Annotated in this window: 17 protein-coding genes; 15 read left to right on the top strand and 2 right to left on the bottom strand. The window is 62.4% G+C overall.

What is annotated here, in order from left to right; all coding sequences use genetic code 11:
• Positions 1–352: 352 nt before the first annotated feature.
• From rplJ to FJW04_RS24730, 5 genes are all read left to right on the top strand, one after another.
• Positions 353–871 (top strand): 50S ribosomal protein L10, encoded by a 519-nt coding sequence (rplJ, locus tag FJW04_RS24750; protein ID WP_140717285.1) that lies wholly within the window; start codon positions 353–355, stop codon positions 869–871.
• A 54-nt stretch (positions 872–925) separates the two neighbouring features.
• On the top strand, positions 926–1,303 hold the full coding sequence (rplL, locus tag FJW04_RS24745) for a 50S ribosomal protein L7/L12 (RefSeq protein WP_015317993.1): 378 nt from the start codon (positions 926–928) through the stop codon (positions 1,301–1,303).
• A 267-nt stretch (positions 1,304–1,570) separates the two neighbouring features.
• Positions 1,571–5,707 carry a DNA-directed RNA polymerase subunit beta gene (rpoB, locus tag FJW04_RS24740; protein ID WP_015317992.1) on the top strand — a complete coding sequence of 1,379 codons (4,137 nt, stop codon included), beginning with the start codon at positions 1,571–1,573 and terminating at the stop codon, positions 5,705–5,707.
• Positions 5,708–5,859: 152 nt separating this feature from the next.
• Positions 5,860–10,056, top strand: coding sequence for a DNA-directed RNA polymerase subunit beta' (gene rpoC / locus FJW04_RS24735; RefSeq protein ID WP_015317991.1), 4,197 nt, complete (start codon positions 5,860–5,862; stop codon positions 10,054–10,056).
• An 82-nt stretch (positions 10,057–10,138) separates the two neighbouring features.
• Positions 10,139–10,804, top strand: coding sequence for an O-methyltransferase (locus FJW04_RS24730; RefSeq protein ID WP_140717283.1), 666 nt, complete (start codon positions 10,139–10,141; stop codon positions 10,802–10,804).
• A gap of 21 nt (positions 10,805–10,825) precedes the next feature.
• On the opposite strand, the gene FJW04_RS24725 is transcribed toward FJW04_RS24730, so the two are convergent.
• The gene (locus FJW04_RS24725) at positions 10,826–11,749 is read right to left on the bottom strand and encodes a Gfo/Idh/MocA family oxidoreductase (protein WP_181173050.1); all 924 of its coding nucleotides are present in this window, start codon (positions 11,747–11,749) and stop codon (positions 10,826–10,828) included.
• 154 nt (positions 11,750–11,903) lie between these two features.
• On the bottom strand, positions 11,904–12,185 hold the full coding sequence (locus FJW04_RS24720; protein ID WP_015317988.1) for a hypothetical protein: 282 nt from the start codon (positions 12,183–12,185) through the stop codon (positions 11,904–11,906).
• Positions 12,186–12,658: 473 nt separating this feature from the next.
• On the opposite strand from FJW04_RS24720, the gene rpsL reads away from it, so the two are divergent.
• The 10 genes from rpsL (at position 12,659) to rpsS (ending at position 20,161) form a co-directional block, all read left to right on the top strand.
• On the top strand, positions 12,659–13,030 hold the full coding sequence (gene rpsL / locus FJW04_RS24715; protein ID WP_006333356.1) for a 30S ribosomal protein S12: 372 nt from the start codon (positions 12,659–12,661) through the stop codon (positions 13,028–13,030).
• A gap of 74 nt (positions 13,031–13,104) precedes the next feature.
• On the top strand, positions 13,105–13,575 hold the full coding sequence (gene rpsG, locus FJW04_RS24710; RefSeq protein WP_008875664.1) for a 30S ribosomal protein S7: 471 nt from the start codon (positions 13,105–13,107) through the stop codon (positions 13,573–13,575).
• Between the two features lie 29 nt (positions 13,576–13,604).
• A complete protein-coding gene (fusA, locus tag FJW04_RS24705) occupies positions 13,605–15,695 on the top strand; it encodes an elongation factor G (RefSeq protein WP_015317987.1) in 2,091 nt (696 codons plus the stop codon).
• Between the two features lie 66 nt (positions 15,696–15,761).
• Positions 15,762–16,937, top strand: coding sequence for an elongation factor Tu (gene tuf / locus FJW04_RS24700; protein ID WP_015317986.1), 1,176 nt, complete (start codon positions 15,762–15,764; stop codon positions 16,935–16,937).
• Between the two features lie 69 nt (positions 16,938–17,006).
• Positions 17,007–17,315 (top strand): 30S ribosomal protein S10, encoded by a 309-nt coding sequence (gene rpsJ, locus FJW04_RS24695; RefSeq protein WP_010909272.1) that lies wholly within the window; start codon positions 17,007–17,009, stop codon positions 17,313–17,315.
• 61 nt (positions 17,316–17,376) lie between these two features.
• Entirely contained in the window at positions 17,377–18,099 is a 723-nt protein-coding gene (rplC, locus tag FJW04_RS24690) for a 50S ribosomal protein L3 (RefSeq protein ID WP_015317985.1), read from the top strand.
• Positions 18,099–18,719, top strand: coding sequence for a 50S ribosomal protein L4 (gene rplD / locus FJW04_RS24685; protein ID WP_015317984.1), 621 nt, complete (start codon positions 18,099–18,101; stop codon positions 18,717–18,719). Before rplC ends, rplD begins: the two co-directional genes overlap by 1 nt.
• The gene (locus FJW04_RS24680) at positions 18,716–19,009 is read left to right on the top strand and encodes a 50S ribosomal protein L23 (RefSeq protein WP_010909275.1); all 294 of its coding nucleotides are present in this window, start codon (positions 18,716–18,718) and stop codon (positions 19,007–19,009) included. The genes rplD and FJW04_RS24680 overlap by 4 nt, the downstream gene beginning before the upstream one ends.
• Positions 19,010–19,032: 23 nt before the next feature.
• The gene (rplB, locus tag FJW04_RS24675) at positions 19,033–19,866 is read left to right on the top strand and encodes a 50S ribosomal protein L2 (protein ID WP_015317983.1); all 834 of its coding nucleotides are present in this window, start codon (positions 19,033–19,035) and stop codon (positions 19,864–19,866) included.
• A 16-nt stretch (positions 19,867–19,882) separates the two neighbouring features.
• Positions 19,883–20,161, top strand: coding sequence for a 30S ribosomal protein S19 (gene rpsS, locus FJW04_RS24670; RefSeq protein WP_015317982.1), 279 nt, complete (start codon positions 19,883–19,885; stop codon positions 20,159–20,161).
• Position 20,162 lies beyond the last annotated feature (1 nt).

The following is a 20,162-nucleotide window of genomic DNA, read 5'->3' as shown; positions in this document are numbered from 1 at the left end:
ATTTATCCTGGGCCCGGTACCGGAAGCCGGAAGGCTTCCGGACATCCTGTCCGAGATTGCGGGCGGCCCGAACCTTGATTCAAGAGGAGGGCCTTAATTCATGTGGGCCTGCATGAGACGGGTGAAAACCGGACAACGGAGCAACAAGCTCCAATGAAAGGTTCGAACCGTGTTTGCCTTTTGTCTGCGCATCGCCGGCTTTGCCGTCGATGTGGCGAAAGGGGGCAGGATCCTCGAGCGTCGTTCGGGAGATCCGTTACTGGATGGCCCGGCCGGCAAAAGGCAACCCGACGCCTGTCCTCGAAATGGGAATGTTCCCATTGGCAGGACTGGGGTCAACTGGAGATAGGCAGTGGACAGAGCGGAAAAACGCGAACTCGTCACGGGCCTGAATGATGCGTTTTCGGGCGCGGGTTCAGTCGTCGTGGCCCACTATGCCGGTATCACCGTCGCGCAAATGAACGACCTTCGGTCGAAGATGCGCGCTGCCGGTGGCACCGTTAAAGTCGCGAAGAACCGTCTCGCCAAAATCGCTCTTCAGGGCACGGACTCCGCATCGATCATCGAGCTGTTCAAGGGACAGACGCTGATCGCCTATTCGGAGGATCCGGTTGCGGCGCCGAAGGTCGCGTCCGATTTCGCCAAGGGGAATGACAAGCTCGTCATTCTCGGCGGCGCAATGGGCACCACCTCGCTCAACGCCGACGGTGTGAAGGCACTCGCCACACTTCCGTCGCTCGATGAGCTGCGCGCCAGGCTGGTTGGCATGATCGCCACGCCGGCAACCCGGATCGCCCAGATCGTCAATGCGCCAGCGGCCTCGGTCGCGCGCGTCATCGGCGCTTACGCCCGGAAGGACGAGGCGGCATGAGGCCGTTCCTCGCTATCAAAAACACACGTTCGAACCTAACGAAGGAACACAACAATGGCTGATCTGGCAAAGATCGTAGACGACCTTTCGAAGCTGACCGTCCTCGAGGCGGCTGAGCTGTCGAAGCTTCTGGAAGAAAAGTGGGGCGTTTCGGCTGCTGCTCCGGTGGCGGTTGCCGCTGCTGGCGGTGCTGCCGCTGCTGCTGCCCCGGTCGAGGAAAAGACGGAATTCGACGTCGTTCTCACCGAGGCCGGCGCTCAGAAGATCAACGTTATCAAGGAAGTCCGCGCCATCACCGGTCTTGGCCTCAAGGAAGCCAAGGACCTGGTCGAAGCGGCTCCGAAGCCGGTCAAGGAAGGCGTTTCCAAGGCCGACGCTGACAAGTTCAAGGCCCAGCTGGAAGCAGCTGGCGCCAAGGTCGACCTGAAGTAAGCGTAAAAAGCGGCGGGCGGCCTCGCGCCGTCCGCCACTCCCTTGGGTGACCAGGGGAGGCTGCGTGACGCGAGATGTACGAAAACCTCTTTCCTGAGGGCCGTAACCCGGCCTTCAGGAAACGGGTTTTCTCCCGTTTTAGCCGGTAACCCGCCAAGCAATTGGAGAGGCGGCCGGAGAACAGACAGAGAGCCGCCGCCCAGGTGGCTCAGTATGCAAGACGAACCGCGGCGAGGTTCGTCCCGAGTTTAGAGCTAAGGAGCGACGATGGCCCAGACCCAGACTTTCAATGGCCGCAGACGCGTACGCAAGTTCTTCGGGAAGATCCCGGAAGTTGCGGAGATGCCGAACCTTATCGAGGTTCAGAAGGCATCCTATGACCAGTTCCTGATGGTGGACGAGCCCAAGGGCGGGCGTCCCGACGAAGGACTGCAGGCTGTTTTCAAGTCGGTCTTCCCGATCTCCGATTTTTCCGGCTCCTCCATGCTGGAGTTCGTGAAGTACGAGTTCGAAGGACCGAAATTCGACGTTGACGAATGCCGTCAGCGCGACCTGACCTATGCCGCGCCGCTGAAGGTGACGCTGCGCCTCATCGTGTTCGATATCGACGAGGATACCGGTGCCAAGTCGATCAAGGACATCAAGGAGCAGGACGTCTACATGGGCGACATGCCGCTCATGACCTTGAACGGCACCTTTATCGTCAATGGCACCGAGCGCGTCATCGTTTCGCAGATGCACCGCTCTCCGGGCGTCTTCTTCGACCACGACAAGGGCAAGTCGCACTCGTCGGGCAAGCTTCTGTTTGCCGCCCGTGTGATCCCCTATCGTGGCTCGTGGCTCGACATCGAGTTCGATTCCAAGGACGTCGTGCACGCCCGCATCGACCGTCGCCGCAAGATTCCGGTGACGTCGCTGCTGATGGCGCTCGGCATGGACGGCGAGGAGATCCTGTCGACCTTCTACAACAAGATCACCTACAAGCGCGCCGGCGACCATTGGCGCATTCCCTTCAACGTCGAGCGTTTCCGCGGCCTCAAGGCCGTCGGCGACCTGGTCGATGCCGACACCGGCGAGATCGTCGTCGAGGCGGGCAAGAAGATCACCGCTCGCCAGGCACGCCAGCTCGGCGAAAAGGGTCTCAAGGCGATCAAGGCGACCGACGAGGATCTGCTCGGCAACTACCTGGCCGAGGACATCGTCAACTACGCCACCGGCGAGATTTTCCTCGAGGCCGGCGATGAGATCGACGACAAGACGCTCAAGGTGCTGCTCGGCACCGGCGAGCAGGAGATCCAGGTCCTCGACATCGACCATGTCAATGTCGGCGCCTATATCCGCAACACGCTCGCCGTCGACAAGAACGAGAGCCGCCAGGACGCGCTGTTCGACATCTACCGTGTCATGCGCCCGGGCGAGCCGCCGACGCTCGAGACCGCCGAAGCCATGTTCAACTCGCTGTTCTTCGACAGCGAGCGCTACGACCTGTCCGCCGTCGGCCGCGTCAAGATGAACATGCGCCTCGAGCTCAAGGCCGAGGACACCGTGCGCGTGCTGCGCAAGGACGACATCCTGGCCGTGGTCAGGACGCTGGTCGAACTGCGTGATGGCAAGGGCGAGATCGACGACATCGACAATCTCGGCAACCGCCGCGTGCGTTCGGTCGGCGAGCTGATGGAGAACCAGTACCGCGTCGGCCTGCTGCGCATGGAGCGCGCGATCAAGGAACGCATGTCCTCGATCGAGATCGACACGGTCATGCCGCAGGACCTGATCAACGCCAAGCCGGCGGCCGCCGCCGTGCGCGAGTTCTTCGGTTCCTCGCAGCTGTCGCAGTTCATGGACCAGACCAACCCGCTGTCGGAGATCACCCACAAGCGTCGTCTCTCGGCGCTTGGACCGGGCGGTCTGACCCGCGAGCGTGCCGGCTTCGAAGTGCGCGACGTGCACCCGACGCATTACGGCCGTATCTGCCCGATCGAGACGCCGGAAGGCCCGAATATCGGTCTGATCAACTCGCTGGCGACCTTCGCGCGCGTCAACAAGTACGGCTTCATCGAAAGCCCGTACCGCAAGATCGTCGACGGCAAGCTGACCAATGACGTCGTCTATCTCTCGGCGATGGAAGAGGCCAAGCACCATGTCGCGCAGGCCAACGCCGAGCTCGACAAGAATGGCGGCTTCGTCGACGAGTTCGTCATTTGCCGCAGCGCCGGCGAAGTGATGATGGCGCCGCGCGAAAACGTCGACCTGATGGACGTGTCGCCCAAGCAGATGGTGTCTGTTGCCGCGGCGCTCATCCCGTTCCTCGAGAACGACGACGCCAACCGCGCTCTGATGGGCTCGAACATGCAGCGCCAGGCCGTGCCGCTGGTGCGCGCCGAGGCGCCGTTCGTCGGTACCGGCATGGAGCCGATCGTCGCCCGTGACTCAGGCGCCGCCATCGGCGCGCGTCGTGGCGGCATCGTCGACCAGGTGGACGCCACGCGTATCGTTATCCGCGCCACCGAGGATCTCGATCCGGGCAAGTCCGGCGTCGACATCTACCGGCTGATGAAGTTCCAGCGCTCGAACCAGAACACCTGCATCAACCAGCGTCCGCTGGTGCGCATGGGTGACCGGGTCAACAAGGGCGACATCATCGCCGACGGTCCCTCGACCGAACTCGGTGATCTGGCACTCGGCCGCAACGTGCTGGTCGCGTTCATGCCGTGGAATGGCTATAACTACGAGGACTCGATCCTGCTCTCCGAGCGTATCGTGGCCGACGACGTCTTCACCTCGATCCACATCGAGGAGTTCGAGGTCATGGCGCGCGATACCAAGCTTGGTCCGGAGGAAATCACGCGCGATATTCCAAACGTCTCGGAAGAAGCGCTGAAGAACCTCGACGAAGCCGGCATCGTCTATATCGGTGCGGAAGTGCAGCCGGGCGACATCCTGGTCGGCAAGATCACGCCGAAGGGCGAGAGCCCGATGACGCCGGAAGAGAAGCTTCTGCGCGCCATCTTCGGCGAAAAGGCTTCCGACGTGCGCGACACTTCGATGCGCATGCCTCCGGGCACTTTCGGCACCGTCGTCGAGGTGCGCGTGTTCAATCGCCACGGTGTGGAGAAGGACGAGCGCGCCATGGCGATCGAGCGCGAGGAGATCGAACGCCTCGCCAAGGATCGCGACGACGAGCAGGCCATTCTGGACCGTAACGTCTATGCGCGTCTTTCCGACGTTCTCGTCGGCAAGGAAGCGATCGCTGGACCGAAGGGCTTCAAGAAGGGCTCGACGCTGTCCAAGGACACGCTCGACGAGTATCCGCGTTCGCAGTGGTGGCAGTTTGCGGTGGAGAACGAAAAGCTCCAGAGCGAACTGGAAGCCCTGCGTGGCCAGTACGACGATTCCAAGAAGGCGCTCGAACAGCGCTTCATGGACAAGGTCGAGAAGGTGCAGCGCGGCGACGAAATGCCTCCGGGCGTCATGAAGATGGTCAAGGTCTTCGTGGCGGTGAAGCGCAAGATGCAGCCCGGCGACAAGATGGCCGGCCGTCACGGCAACAAGGGTGTCGTGTCGCGTATCGTTCCGGTCGAGGACATGCCTTTCCTCGAGGACGGCACGCATGCCGATATCGTGCTCAACCCGCTGGGTGTGCCGAGCCGCATGAATGTCGGCCAGATCCTGGAAACGCATCTGGGCTGGGCCTGCGCTGGCATGGGCAGGAAGATCGGCGAGCTTATCGATGCGTACAAGACAGCCGGCGACATCAAGCCGCTGCGCAAGACGCTCGAGAGCTTCATGCCGGCCAACGACCGCAACGAGCCGGTTCGCGAATATGACGACGAGAGCATCGTTCGCCTGAGCGAGCAGATGCGCCGCGGCGTCTCCATCGCGACCCCGGTGTTCGACGGCGCGCATGAGGCTGACATCAACATCATGCTGGAGCAGGCGGGCCTGCACACCAGCGGTCAGTCGCAGCTCTATGACGGACGCACCGGCGAGCCGTTCGATCGCAAGGTGACGATGGGCTATATCTACATGCTCAAGCTTCACCACCTCGTGGACGACAAGATCCACGCGCGTTCGATCGGTCCGTACTCGCTCGTCACCCAGCAGCCGCTGGGCGGCAAGGCGCAGTTCGGCGGCCAGCGCTTCGGCGAGATGGAGGTCTGGGCACTGGAAGCCTACGGCGCCGCTTACACGCTGCAGGAAATGCTGACGGTGAAGTCGGACGACGTCGCCGGCCGCACCAAGGTCTACGAGGCGATCGTGCGTGGCGACGACACGTTCGAGGCAGGCATTCCCGAGAGCTTCAACGTGCTCGTCAAGGAAATGCGGTCTCTCGGCCTCAATGTCGAGCTCGAGAACACCAAGCTCGACGACAACCCGATCCGGCTGCCCGATGCTGCCGAATAGGGGCGCGGCCGAGTAAACAAGACATCCGGGCGCGGGAGAGGGCTCTCGCGACCGGATGCACCAATTCTTCGGCCGGTGGGCCGACCACTCAGCGGGCATTCGGCCCGCGTTAGATGCAAGGGGTTTTCGAGGACCCCGAAAAGGAGAACGGCATGAACCAAGAGGTCATGAATCTCTTCAATCCGCAGGCGCCTGCGCAGGTGTTCGATTCCATCCGGATTTCGCTTGCCAGCCCTGAGAAGATTCTGTCCTGGTCGTTCGGCGAGATCAAGAAGCCGGAGACCATCAACTACCGCACCTTCAAGCCGGAGCGTGACGGTCTGTTCTGCGCGCGCATTTTTGGCCCGATCAAGGACTATGAATGCCTGTGCGGCAAGTACAAGCGCATGAAGTACAAGGGCGTGATCTGCGAGAAGTGCGGCGTCGAAGTCACGCTGTCGCGCGTCCGCCGCGAGCGCATGGGCCATATCGAGCTGGCGGCTCCCGTCGCTCACATCTGGTTCCTGAAGTCGCTGCCCTCGCGCATAGGCACGCTGCTCGACATGACGCTGAAGGACATCGAGCGCGTCCTCTACTTCGAGAACTACATCGTCACCGAGCCTGGCCTCACCGCGCTGAAGGAGCACCAGCTGCTCAGCGAGGAAGAGTACATGATCGCCGTCGACGAATATGGCGAGGATAGTTTCACCGCCATGATCGGCGCCGAGGCCATTCATGACCTTCTGGCCGGCATGGACCTGGAGAAGATCGCCGGCGACCTGCGTTCGGAACTGGCATCGACCACGTCCGAGCTGAAGCAGAAAAAGTATCTGAAGCGGCTCAAGGTCGTCGAGAACTTCATGGAATCCGGCAACCGTCCGGAATGGATGATCATGAAGGTGGTTCCGGTGATCCCGCCGGACCTGCGCCCGCTCGTCCCGCTGGACGGCGGTCGTTTCGCGACGTCCGATCTGAACGATCTCTACCGCCGCGTCATCAACCGCAACAACCGCCTGAAGCGGCTGATCGAGCTGCGGGCGCCGGGCATCATCGTGCGCAATGAAAAGCGCATGCTGCAGGAAGCCGTCGATGCGCTGTTCGACAACGGCCGTCGCGGCCGCGTCATCACCGGCGCCAACAAGCGTCCGCTGAAGTCGCTGTCCGACATGCTCAAGGGCAAGCAGGGCCGGTTCCGTCAGAACCTGCTCGGCAAGCGCGTCGACTATTCCGGACGCTCGGTTATCGTCACCGGTCCGGAGCTCAAGCTGCACCAGTGCGGCCTGCCGAAGAAGATGGCGCTCGAACTGTTCAAGCCCTTCATCTACGCCCGTCTCGACGCCAAGGGTTACTCCTCGACCGTCAAGCAGGCCAAGAAGCTGGTCGAGAAGGAGCGTCCGGAAGTCTGGGATATCCTCGATGAGGTCATCCGCGAGCATCCGGTGCTGCTCAACCGCGCGCCGACGCTGCACCGCCTGGGCATCCAGGCGTTCGAGCCGATCCTGATCGAAGGCAAGGCGATCCAGCTTCACCCGCTGGTCTGCACGGCCTTCAACGCCGACTTCGACGGCGACCAGATGGCCGTTCACGTGCCGCTGTCGCTGGAAGCGCAGTTGGAAGCCCGCGTGCTGATGATGTCGACCAACAACATCCTGCACCCGGCTTCCGGCGCGCCGATCATCGTGCCGTCGCAGGACATGGTCCTGGGTCTCTACTACCTCTCGATCGTCAACCAGAACGAGCCGGGCGAAGGCATGGTGTTTGCCGACATGGGCGAACTCCAGCACGCGCTCGAGACCAAGGCCGTGACCCTGCATGCCAAGATCAAGGGCCGCTTCCGCACGGTCGACGCCGAAGGCAAGGTCGTGTCGAAGATCCATGACACCACGCCTGGCCGCATGATCATCGGCGAGCTTCTGCCGAAGAACGTCAACGTGCCCTATGAGACCGCCAACCAGGAGATGACCAAGAAGAACATCTCCAAGATGATCGACACCGTCTACCGCCATTGCGGTCAGAAGGAGACGGTCATTTTCTGCGACCGCATCATGGCGCTCGGCTTTGCCCATGCCTGCCGTGCCGGCATTTCGTTCGGCAAGGACGATATGCTGATCCCAGACACCAAGATCAAGCTGGTGTCGGACACCGAGGCTTTGGCCAAGGAGTACGAGCAGCAGTACAATGACGGCCTGATCACGCAGGGCGAGAAGTACAACAAGGTCGTCGACGCCTGGGCCAAGTGCTCGGAAAAGGTCGCCGACGAAATGATGGCCCGCATCAAGGCGGTCGAGTTCGAGGACAATGGCCGTCAGAAGCCGATGAACTCGATCTACATGATGTCGCACTCCGGTGCGCGCGGCTCGCCCACCCAGATGCGCCAGCTCGCTGGCATGCGCGGCCTGATGGCCAAGCCGTCGGGTGAAATCATCGAGACGCCGATCATCTCGAACTTCAAGGAAGGCCTGACCGTGCTCGAGTACTTCAACTCGACCCACGGCGCCCGCAAGGGTCTGGCCGATACCGCCTTGAAGACGGCGAACTCGGGTTACCTCACCCGTCGTCTGGTCGACGTGGCGCAGGACTGCATCGTCAACTCCGTGGATTGCGGCACCGACAAGGGCCTCACCATGCAGCCGATCGTCGATGCCGGTCAGGTCGTTGCTTCGGTCGGCCAGCGCGTGCTGGGCCGTACATCGCTCGACGACATCACCCATCCGGTGTCGGGCGAGGTCCTGGTCAAGGCCGGAACGCTGATGGACGAGCGTGACGTCGAGCAGATCGAAAAGGCCGGCGTGCAGTCGGTCCGCATCCGCTCGGCCCTGACCTGCGAAGTCAGGATCGGCGTCTGCGCGGTCTGCTACGGACGCGATCTGGCCCGCGGCACCCCGGTCAACCAGGGCGAAGCCGTCGGCGTCATCGCGGCGCAGTCGATCGGCGAGCCGGGCACGCAGCTCACCATGCGTACCTTCCACATGGGCGGTACGGCGCAGGTGGTGGACAGCTCGTTCCTTGAAGCCTCCTATGAGGGCAAGGTCGAGATCCGCAACCGCAACGTGGTGCGCAACTCGGACGGCCAGCAGATGGTCATGGGCCGCAACATGGCGGTGCTGATCCTCGACGAAGCCGGCAAGGAGCGCGCCACGCACCGTGTCACCTATGGTTCCCGCATCTTCGTGGACGATGGCGACAAGGTGAAGCGCGGTCAGCGTATCGCCGAGTGGGATCCCTATACCCGTCCTGTCCTCACTGAAATCGAGGGCAAGGTGTCGTATGAGGATCTGGTCGACGGCATTTCCGTTCAGGAAACGGCCGACGAGTCGACCGGCATCACCAAGCGTGAGGTCATCGACTGGCGTTCGACGCCGCGCGGCAACGACCTCAAGCCCGCGATTGCCATCCTGGACACCAAGGGCAAGGTCGGCAAGCTGTCGAAGGGTGGCGACGCCCGCTTCCTGCTCTCGGTCGAGGCCATTCTCTCGGTCGAGCCGGGTGCTCAGGTTCGCCCCGGCGACGTGCTGGCGCGTATCCCGATGGAAAGCGCCAAGACCAAGGACATCACCGGCGGTCTGCCGCGTGTTGCCGAACTGTTCGAGGCACGTCGTCCGAAGGATCACGCCATCATCGCCGAGATCGATGGCACGATCCGCTTCGGCCGCGACTACAAGAACAAGCGCCGTATTATCATCGAGCCGCATGACTCGACGCTCGAGCCGGTCGAGTACCTGATCCCGAAGGGCAAGCCGTTCCATCTCCAGGACGGCGACGTCATCGAGAAGGGCGACTACATCCTCGACGGCAATCCGGCGCCACACGACATCCTGGCGATCAAGGGCGTGGAGGCACTTGCTTCCTACCTCGTCAACGAGATCCAGGAAGTCTACCGCCTGCAGGGCGTCTCGATCAACGACAAGCACATCGAGGTGATCGTTCGCCAGATGCTGCAGAAGGTCGAGATCACGGTGCAGGGCGACTCGACCTATATCCCGGGCGACCACGTCGATGTGATCGAACTGGAAGAGGTCAACGAGCGCCTGGTCGAGGACGGCAAGAAGCCGGCCGAAGGCCAGCCGGTGCTCTTGGGCATCACCAAGGCATCGCTGCAGACGCCGTCCTTCATCTCGGCCGCCTCCTTCCAGGAGACGACCAGGGTGCTGACGGAAGCCGCGGTTGCCGGCAAGACCGACATGCTGCAGGGCTTGAAGGAAAACGTCATCGTCGGCCGGCTGATCCCGGCCGGCACCGGCGGCACGATGAGCCAGATTCGGCGCATCGCCACCTCGCGCGACGAACTGATCATCGACGAGCGCCGCAAGGCCTCCGGTGTGGAAGTCGCCGAGCCGATGCTGGCGGACATGACAACCGCCGCGCAGTAGGCGCGGCGGCGAAAATCTCAGGCAACAGAAGCCGTCGGGGCAACCCGGCGGCTTTTTCATTTTTGCGATCGGAGGAAAGCAGATGAACACGAAGACCTGGACGGCTGTCGATGACTACATCGTTTCTTCTCTCTTCGAGGCGGATCCCGTTCTCGACGCGGTTCTGGCGGCCAACCGCCGCCAGGGCCTGCCGGCGATCGACGTCTCGGCGGCGCAAGGAAAGCTGCTCTCGCTGCTGGTGCGCATCAGCAGCGCGAAGAAGGTGCTCGAGATCGGCACGCTGGGTGGCTATTCGACCATCTGGATGGCGCGGGGATTGCCTGCTGACGGCAAGGTCGTGACACTCGAACTCGATCCGCACCATGCCAAGGTCGCGCGCTCGAATTTCGAGCGGGCAGGGGTTGCGGACCGTGTGGAACTGCGTGTCGGTTCGGCGCTCCAGTCGCTCACAGAACTGGGCGGCGAGAATGCCGGCCCGTTCGATCTCATCTTCATCGACGCGGACAAGCCGAACAACCCGAACTATCTGGCCTGGGCCTTGCGGCTGTCGCGGTCAGGAACGGTCATCGTCTGCGATAACGTCATCCGCGGTGGCGCCGTTCTGGATGAAGACGGACGCGATGCCAATGTCGAGGGCGCCCGCGCGGCATTTTCATTCATCGGTGGCGACAAACGGCTGGACGGCACCGCCATCCAGACGGTGGGCGCCAAGGGCTATGACGGGTTTGCGATTGCGATTGTCGACTGATGCCAGGGCGGCCCGGCGACCTCAGTCGAAAAACGCCTCGACCACGCTGCGCTTGCCCAGCATGAAAGCGTCGGCGACGTGCTGGAGCGGCGCCAGGTCGACATCCGACGTCCCGGCGTGCACGATTTCGGCAAAGCGCCGGTAGAGCATCGGATATTCCGCTTCCGGCTCCTCGTGTACGGTATTGCCATCGACGGCAAGCTTCGAGCCGCCACCTGAGAGCACCATCTGTCCGGCATCCGTATCGGCCAGGATGTCCCAGCTCTGCGGTCCGGTCTGCAACCAGTCGAGATCCATCGTCACATCGGATCCGTTCGCGGCCCGGAACGCGACCTGGGCCGCGATCGGCGCGTCACGGTTCGCCGGAAAGTCGAGCACGGCCGAAGTGATGTACATGGCCGGCAGGATGTAGGTTGCGATCGACAGCGCGTTGATGCCGGGATCGAAGACGCCGAAGCCGCCAGGCTGCCAGATCCAGTCCTGGTTTGGGTGCCAGCGGCGCACATCTTCCTTCCAGACGATAGCTGCTGATTTGATTTTGGTCGAAGCGAGGAATGTCCGCGCCGCTTCGACCGCCGGCGCGTAGCGCGAATGCCAGCTTGCGAACAGTGAGACGCCTTGTTTCGCCGCCAGCGCCTTCAGGTCCTCGACCTCGCTGACCGTGGCACCGGGCGGCTTTTCCAGGAAAACGTGCTTCCCAGCATCGAGCGCCTTGCGCGCGGCGTCATAGCGGAACTGCGGCGGCATGCACAGCGACACTGCATCGAGTTCGGGGACCGCGCCAAGCATCGTCTCGATGTCGGGGAAATTCACAATGCCATCGACCTTGCCGTGCCGGCTGGCCGCCGCGATCAGCTGGTAATCCCGATCCTTGGCCAGGGCGGGAAGGTGTTGGTCGCGGACGATCTTGCCGACGCCGACAATGCCGATTCTGATGGGCGAGATGGATGAGGACATGGGGCTCCGCCGGGTTTGGACGACTGCGCGTCTCTTAGCAGATCGGCCATGACGGGCAAGCGTCGGCCGTGCCGGCTATCCGAACGAATCGCGTCACGGCAAGGAGGGCAAGGAAGGACACCGCGCCCATGACACGCCATGATCAGATCGGCGCGTCGAAGGTGACGATCGACACTTCGCCTTCGAGAGCGCCCTGGTAGGCCGACAGATGCGGCTCGTCGTCGGGCACCCCGTCCATATCGCCGATCTGGTCCAGCTCGGCCTCGGCGTAACCTTCCGCCGCCAGCGATTCGAGTGCGCGTCGCACCGCCGAATCGTCGTCAGGAGCGACCAGCATGACATGCACGCCTTCGACCTTGCCGCCTTTGCGCTTCCACACCCGGCCGGTGATGATGGTGACCGGGCGTTCTTCATTGTCGTTCACGGCTGATTCCTCCTGGCAAGGGCGGGCGAGGGGATGTTGAGTGCTCAGGCCGCCTTTTCGCATAGAGAAAGGGCGCGCAAAAGCCAAAAGCCGGTCACTTTCTTCCTCGGCATTGCAAAATCGCGAAAGAAAATTACATGCGGTTTTCGCATGGCTGCCAAGTCCCGGCTTCGATGCAATATTTGCCACTGCGGGCTTGACGGTTCGCGGGCTTACGAGTAGAAGCCGCCCAGTCAGAACCGATGTGAGGCTCTCCCTTCCGAAGCGACACGCTTTGGAGTTTGCCTCAAACAGGGTTCGTTTTACGAGCGAAAAGACATTTCCGGCGTGCACGAAGCGGTTTCCGCTTCCTCTGCGATTTGTTCGGGCAAGACCGCGAGGCGCGGTTTGTGGCCCGAATTTGCGTATGGAAATGACGCTTTGAGCGAGCCTTGACCGGCACGAGACACGGAATTGAGAGACAAGAGGGTTTAATGCCTACCGTCAACCAGCTGATCCGCAAGCCGCGCATTGCGCCGGTGAAGCGCAACAAGGTCCCGGCCATGCAGCAGAACCCGCAGAAGCGGGGCGTCTGCACGCGCGTCTATACAACGACGCCGAAGAAGCCGAACTCGGCGCTGCGCAAGGTGGCCAAGATCCGCCTGACCAATGGTTTTGAAGTGATCGGTTACATCCCCGGCGAAGGTCACAACCTTCAGGAGCACTCCGTGGTCATGATCCGCGGCGGCCGCGTCAAGGATCTTCCGGGCGTGCGCTACCACATCATCCGCGGCGTGCTCGACACGCAGGGTGTGAAGAACCGCAAGCAGCGCCGTTCGAAGTACGGCGCCAAGCGTCCGAAGTAAGGCGTCCGAAGTAAGATTTTTCGGCCTTGGTGCTGCTTGAATGCGCCGGGCTACGAGATTGAGAGACAAAAGCCATGTCGCGTCGTCACAGTGCAGAAAAGCGTGAGATCAACCCGGATCCCAAGTTCGGCGATCTGATCGTCACCAAGTTCATGAATGCCGTCATGTATGACGGCAAGAAGTCGGTTGCCGAGACCATCGTCTACGGCGCGCTGGACCAGGTCCAGTCGAAGACCAAGCAGGAGCCGGTCACCGTCTTCCATCAGGCGCTCGACAATGTCGCGCCGCATGTGGAAGTGCGTTCGCGTCGCGTCGGCGGCGCCACCTACCAGGTTCCGGTCGACGTGCGCCCCGAGCGCCGCCAGGCGCTGGCGATCCGTTGGCTGATCGCCGCGGCCCGCAACCGCAACGAGACCACCATGGTCGACCGCCTCTCCGGCGAGCTGATGGACGCGGCCAACAACCGCGGCACCGCCGTGAAGAAGCGTGAAGACACCCACAAGATGGCAGAAGCCAACCGCGCTTTCGCGCACTACCGCTGGTAAAGCGCGAACGAGACTGAGAGGCAGCTACGATGGCCCGCGAATACAAAATCGAAGACTACCGCAATTTCGGTATCATGGCGCATATTGACGCCGGCAAGACGACGACCACCGAGCGCGTCCTCTATTACACGGGCAAGTCGCACAAGATCGGCGAAGTGCACGACGGCGCTGCCACCATGGATTGGATGGAGCAGGAGCAGGAGCGCGGCATCACCATCACGTCCGCCGCGACCACGACCTTCTGGAAGGCTCGTGACGGCAAGATGCACCGCTTCAACATCATCGACACCCCCGGACACGTCGACTTCACCATCGAAGTCGAGCGTTCGCTGCGCGTGCTTGACGGCGCCATTGCGCTGCTCGATGCCAATGCCGGTGTCGAGCCGCAGACGGAAACCGTCTGGCGCCAGGCGGACAAGTACCGCGTTCCGCGCATGATCTTCTGCAACAAGATGGACAAGATCGGCGCCGACTTCTACCGCTCGGTCGAAATGATCGGTTCGCGCCTCGGTGCGCATGCCGTCGTCATGCAGCTGCCGATCGGCGCCGAGACCGAATTCAAGGGCGTCGTCGACCTGGTCGAGATGAATGCACTGGTCTGGCGCGACGAGACGCTGGGCGCTGCCTGGGACGTCGTCGAGATCCCGGCCGACCTTCAGGCTCGTGCGGAAGAATATCGCGAGAAGATGATCGAAGCCGCCGTCGAAATGGACGAGACGGCGCTTGAGAATTACCTCGAAGGCAAGATGCCGTCGAATGACGAGATCCGCGCGCTGATCCGCAAGGGCACCATCGCGGTGAAGTTCTATCCGATGTTCTGCGGCTCGGCCTTCAAGAACAAGGGCGTGCAGCCGCTGCTCGACGCCGTCGTCGAATACCTGCCGTCGCCGGCCGATGTTCCGGCCATCAAGGGCGTCGATGCCAAGACCGATGCCGAGATCGAACGTCACGCCGACGACAACGAGCCGCTTTCGATGCTCGCCTTCAAGATCATGAACGACCCGTTCGTCGGTTCGTTGACCTTTGCCCGCATCTACTCGGGCAAGCTCACCAAGGGCATCTCGGTTGACAACACCGTGAAGGGCAAGAAGGAGCGCATTGGCCGCATGCTTCAGATGCATGCGAACTCGCGCGCCGACGTCGAAGAGGCTTTTGCCGGCGACATCGTCGCCCTGGCCGGCCTCAAGGACACCACCACCGGCGATACGCTGAGCGATCCGCTGCACCCGGTCATCCTCGAGCGCATGGAATTCCCCGATCCGGTCATCCAGATCGCCATCGAGCCGAAGACCAAGAACGACCAGGAAAAGATGGGCCTCGCCCTTCATCGCCTGGCCGCCGAGGACCCCTCCTTCCGCGTCAAGACCGACGAGGAATCCGGCCAGACCATCATTTCCGGCATGGGCGAGCTTCACCTCGACATCATCGTCGACCGCATGCGCCGCGAGTTCAAGGTTGAAGCCAACGTCGGTGCGCCGCAGGTGGCTTACCGTGAAACGATCACTCGCAAGCACGAGCAGGACTACACGCACAAGAAGCAGACCGGCGGTACCGGTCAGTTCGCCCGCGTCAAGATCCTGTTCGAGCCGAACCCGGAAAGCCCCGAGTTCGAATTCGATACCAAGATCGTCGGCGGTGCTGTTCCGAAGGAATACATCCCGGGTGTCGAAAAGGGCATCAACAGCGTCATGTCGTCGGGTCCGTTCGCGGGCTTCCCGATGATCGGTGTCAAGGCGACGCTCATCGACGGCGCATACCACGACGTCGACTCCTCGGTGCTCGCCTTCGAAATCGCCGGCCGTGCCTGCTTCCGTGAAGCCGCGCCCAAGCTCGGCGTGCAGCTGCTCGAGCCGATCATGAAGGTCGAGGTCGTCACGCCGGAAGATTACGTCGGCAGCGTCATCGGTGACCTGAATGGCCGTCGCGGCCAGATCCAGGGCCAGGAAGCACGTGGCGTCGCGGTGGTTATCAACGCGATGGTGCCACTCGCCAACATGTTCAAGTATGTCGACAACCTGCGCTCGATGAGCCAGGGCCGCGCGGCCTACACGATGCAGTTCGATCACTACGAGCCTGTGCCGACCGCGGTCGCCCAGGAAGTCCAGAAGAAATACGCGTAACCCTGACGGGTTGCAGCAGTAACTTAAATCAAGGCCCGCACGGGCGAGCAGGATTGGAGACATCACATGGCAAAAGGTAAATTCGAGCGCACCAAGCCTCATGTGAACATCGGCACGATTGGTCACGTCGACCATGGCAAGACGTCGCTGACGGCGGCGATCACCAAGTATTTTGGCGAATACAAGCGCTACGACCAGATCGATGCGGCGCCTGAAGAGAAGGCGCGCGGCATCACGATCTCGACGGCTCATGTCGAATACGAGACCGCCAACCGCCACTATGCCCACGTCGACTGCCCCGGCCACGCCGACTATGTGAAGAACATGATCACCGGTGCCGCGCAGATGGACGGCGCGATCCTGGTCGTGTCGGCCGCCGACGGCCCGATGCCGCAGACCCGCGAGCATATCCTGCTTGCCCGTCAGGTCGGCGTGCCGTCGATCGTTGTGTTCCTGAACAAGGTCGACCAGGTCGACGACGCCGAGCTGCTCGAACTGGTCGAGCTCGAGGTTCGCGAACTGCTGTCGAAGAACGAATTCCCCGGCGACGACATTCCGATCGTCAAGGGTTCGGCGCTGGCTGCACTGGAAGATTCGGACAAGAAGATCGGCGAGGACGCGATCCGCGAGCTGATGGCTGCGGTCGACGCCTACATCCCGACGCCGGTTCGTCCGCTGGACAAGCCGTTCCTGATGCCGATCGAGGACGTGTTCTCGATCTCGGGCCGCGGCACGGTCGTCACCGGCCGCGTCGAGCGCGGCGTGGTCAAGGTCGGCGAGGAACTGGAGATCATCGGCATCCGTCCGACCACCAAGACGACCTGCACGGGCGTGGAAATGTTCCGCAAGCTGCTCGACCAGGGCCAGGCTGGCGACAACATCGGCGCGCTACTGCGCGGCGTTGACCGTGAAGGTGTCGAGCGCGGCCAGGTTCTGGCCAAGCCGGGCACGGTGAAGCCGCACAAGAAGTTCGTGGCCGAAGCCTACATCCTGACCAAGGACGAAGGTGGCCGTCACACGCCGTTCTTCACCAACTACCGTCCGCAGTTCTACTTCCGCACGACCGACGTGACCGGCATCGTGTCGCTGCCGGAAGGCACCGAGATGGTGATGCCCGGCGACAACATCACGGTCGATGTCGAGCTGATCGTGCCGATCGCCATGGAAGAGAAGCTGCGCTTCGCCATCCGTGAAGGCGGCCGCACCGTCGGTGCCGGCATCGTCGTCACCATCAAAGAGTAATTTGGACTTAAACCGATCTGTCGCGGGCGCCGGAGTTGCCCGCGCCGCGCCAGAACAAGGAAGTGACGCATGAACGGACAGAATATCCGCATCCGCCTGAAGGCGTTTGATCACCGCGTGCTCGACGCCTCGACGAAGGAAATCGTGTCGACAGCCAAGCGCACCGGGGCAAACGTCCGCGGCCCCATTCCGCTGCCGACGCGGATCGAAAAGTTCACGGTCAACCGGTCGCCCCACGTCGACAAGAAGAGCCGCGAGCAGTTCGAGATGCGCACGCACAAGCGTCTGCTCGACATCGTCGATCCGACCCCGCAGACGGTCGATGCTTTGATGAAGCTCGATCTGGCCGCCGGCGTCGACGTCGAGATCAAGCTCTAAGGGAATGAGAGCGCGGTAAGGGGCGGTGCCCCTGGCCCGGAACTCTAAAGGAATTGAACCGATGCGTTCAGGTGTGATTGCAAAGAAGGTGGGAATGACCCGCATCTATAATGATGCCGGGGAACATGTTCCCGTCACCGTTCTCCAGATGGAGAACTGCCAGGTCGTGGCACAGCGCACGCAGGAGAAGAATGGCTACACCGCCGTTCAGCTCGGCGTTGGCCTCGCCAAGGTGAAGAACACGTCGAAGGCGATGCGCGGCCATTTCGCGACCGCCTCCGTCGAGCCGAAGGCGAAGGTCGCCGAGTTCCGCGTCTCTGCCGACAACATGATCGACGTCGGCGCCGAGATCACCGTCGACCATTTTGTCGCCGGCCAGAAGGTCGATGTGACGGGCACGACGATCGGCAAGGGTTTCCAGGGCGTCATCAAGCGCCACCACATGGGTGGTGGCCGCGCGACCCACGGTAACTCGGTCTCGCACCGTACACACGGCTCGACCGGTCAGCGCCAGGACCCGGGCAAGGTGTTCAAGGGCAAGCATATGGCTGGTCACATGGGCGACACCCGCGTGACGACACAGAATGTCGAGGTCGTTTCGACCGATGCCGACCGCGGCCTTATCCTGATCCGCGGTGCGGTTCCCGGATCGAAGGGCGCCTGGATCCTGGTCCGCGACGCGGCCAAGGTGGCACTACCGGCCAATGCGCCGAAGCCCGCCGCGATCCGCGCCGTTGCGGCAGCTGCTAAGAACGAGGCTCCGGCCACAGAGGGAGCGGAATAATGGATCTCAAGATCACAACGCTCGGCGGCAAAGACGCCGGCAAGGTGGAACTTTCCGACGGAATTTTCGGCCTTGATCCGCGCGAGGACATCCTGCAGCGCGTCGTGCGCTGGCAGCTTGCCAAGAAGCAGCAGGGCACGCACAAGGCCAAGGGCCGCGCCGAAATCGCGCGCACCGGTGCCAAGATGTACAAGCAGAAGGGCACGGGCCGCGCCCGTCACCACTCCGCACGCGCTCCGCAGTTCCGCGGCGGCGGCAAGGCCCACGGCCCGGTCGTTCGCAGCCATGAGCATGAACTGCCCAAGAAGGTTCGTGCGCTCGGCCTCAAGCATGCCCTTTCGGCCAAGGCCAAGAGCGCGTCGATCATCATCATCGACGAGCTGAAGCTGACCGAGGCCAAGACCAAGGCGCTGATCGCGAATTTCGCGACGCTGGGCCTGACCAACGCCCTGGTGATTGGCGGCGCCGAGCTTGACAAGAACTTCAAGCTGGCAGCCACCAACATCCCCAACATCGACGTGCTGCCCATCCAGGGCATCAACGTCTACGACATTCTGCGCCGCGGCACGCTGGTCCTTTCGAAGGCCGCCGTCGAGGCTCTCGAGGAGCGCTTTAAATGACCGACCTTCGTCACTACGACGTGATCGTCTCGCCGGCGATCACTGAAAAGTCGACCATGGCCTCCGAGCAGAACCAGGTCGTCTTCAACGTCGCCAAGAAGGCGTCGAAGCCCGAAATCAAGGCCGCCGTCGAAGCGCTGTTCGGCGTCAAGGTGATGGCCGTGAACACGCTTGTCCGCAAGGGCAAGATCAAGCGCTTCCGCGGCACGATCGGCCGCCAGAGCGACGTCAAGAAGGCGATCGTGACGCTGGCCGACGGCCAGTCGATCGACGTCGCGACGGGTCTCTGAGCAAGGCCGCGAGGACAACAACAATGGCACTGAAAAAATTCAACCCGGTAACGCCGAGCACCCGCCAGCTGGTCATCGTCGACCGCTCGGGCCTCTACAAGGGCAAGCCCGTCAAGGGCCTGACCGAGGGTCTGACTAAGTCGGGCGGCCGCAACAATCACGGCCGTATCACCGCCCGCTTCATTGGTGGTGGCCACAAGCGTTCGTACCGCATCATCGACTTCAAGCGTCGCAAGTTCGACGTTGTCGGCACGGTCGAGCGCATTGAATACGATCCGAACCGCACCGCCTTCATCGCACTGATCAAGTATGATGATGGTGAGCTGTCCTACATCATCGCTCCGCAGCGCCTGGCTCCCGGCGACAAGATCGTGGCTGGCGAAGCGGTCGACGTGAAGCCGGGCAATGCGATGCCGCTGGCCTCGATGCCGGTCGGCACCATCGTCCACAACATCGAGTTGAAGCCGGGCAAGGGCGCCCAGGTCGCTCGTTCGGCAGGTGGCTACGGCCAGTTGGTCGGCCGTGACCAGGGCATGGCGATCCTGCGCCTCAACTCGGGCGAGCAGCGTGTCGTTCACGGCTCCTGCATGGCCACCGTCGGTGCCGTGTCCAATCCGGACCACGGCAACATCAACGACGGCAAGGCCGGCCGCACGGTTTGGCGTGGCAAGCGTCCGCACAATCGCGGCGTGACCATGAACCCGGTCGACCACCCGCATGGCGGTGGTGAAGGCCGCACCTCCGGTGGCCGTCATCCGGTCAGCCCGTGGGGCAAGCCGACCAAGGGCAAGAAGACGCGGTCCAACAAGGCGACCGACAAGTTCATCCTGCGCTCGCGCCATCAGCGCAAGAGCTAAGAAGAGGTAACGCCAAGTGACTCGTTCTATTTGGAAAGGCCCCTTCATCGACGGCTACCTTCTCAAGAAGGTGGATAAGGTTCGTGAAGGCGGTCGCAATGAGGTGATCAAGATGTGGAGCCGTCGCTCCACCATCCTGCCGCAGTTCGTCGGCCTCACCTTCGGTGTCTACAACGGCCAGAAGCATGTTCCCGTTTCGGTGAACGAGGACATGGTCGGTCACAAGTTCGGTGAATTCGCTCCGACCCGGACCTATTACGGTCACGGCGCGGATAAGAAGGCGAAGAGGAAATAAT

The organism is Mesorhizobium sp. B2-7-3, from assembly GCF_006440715.1.
In the GTDB taxonomy this organism is placed as follows: Bacteria; Pseudomonadota; Alphaproteobacteria; order Rhizobiales; family Rhizobiaceae; genus Mesorhizobium; species Mesorhizobium australicum.
The sequence above is the reverse complement of the archived record's forward strand: the minus strand, read 5'-3'. Positions and strand labels throughout refer to the sequence as shown.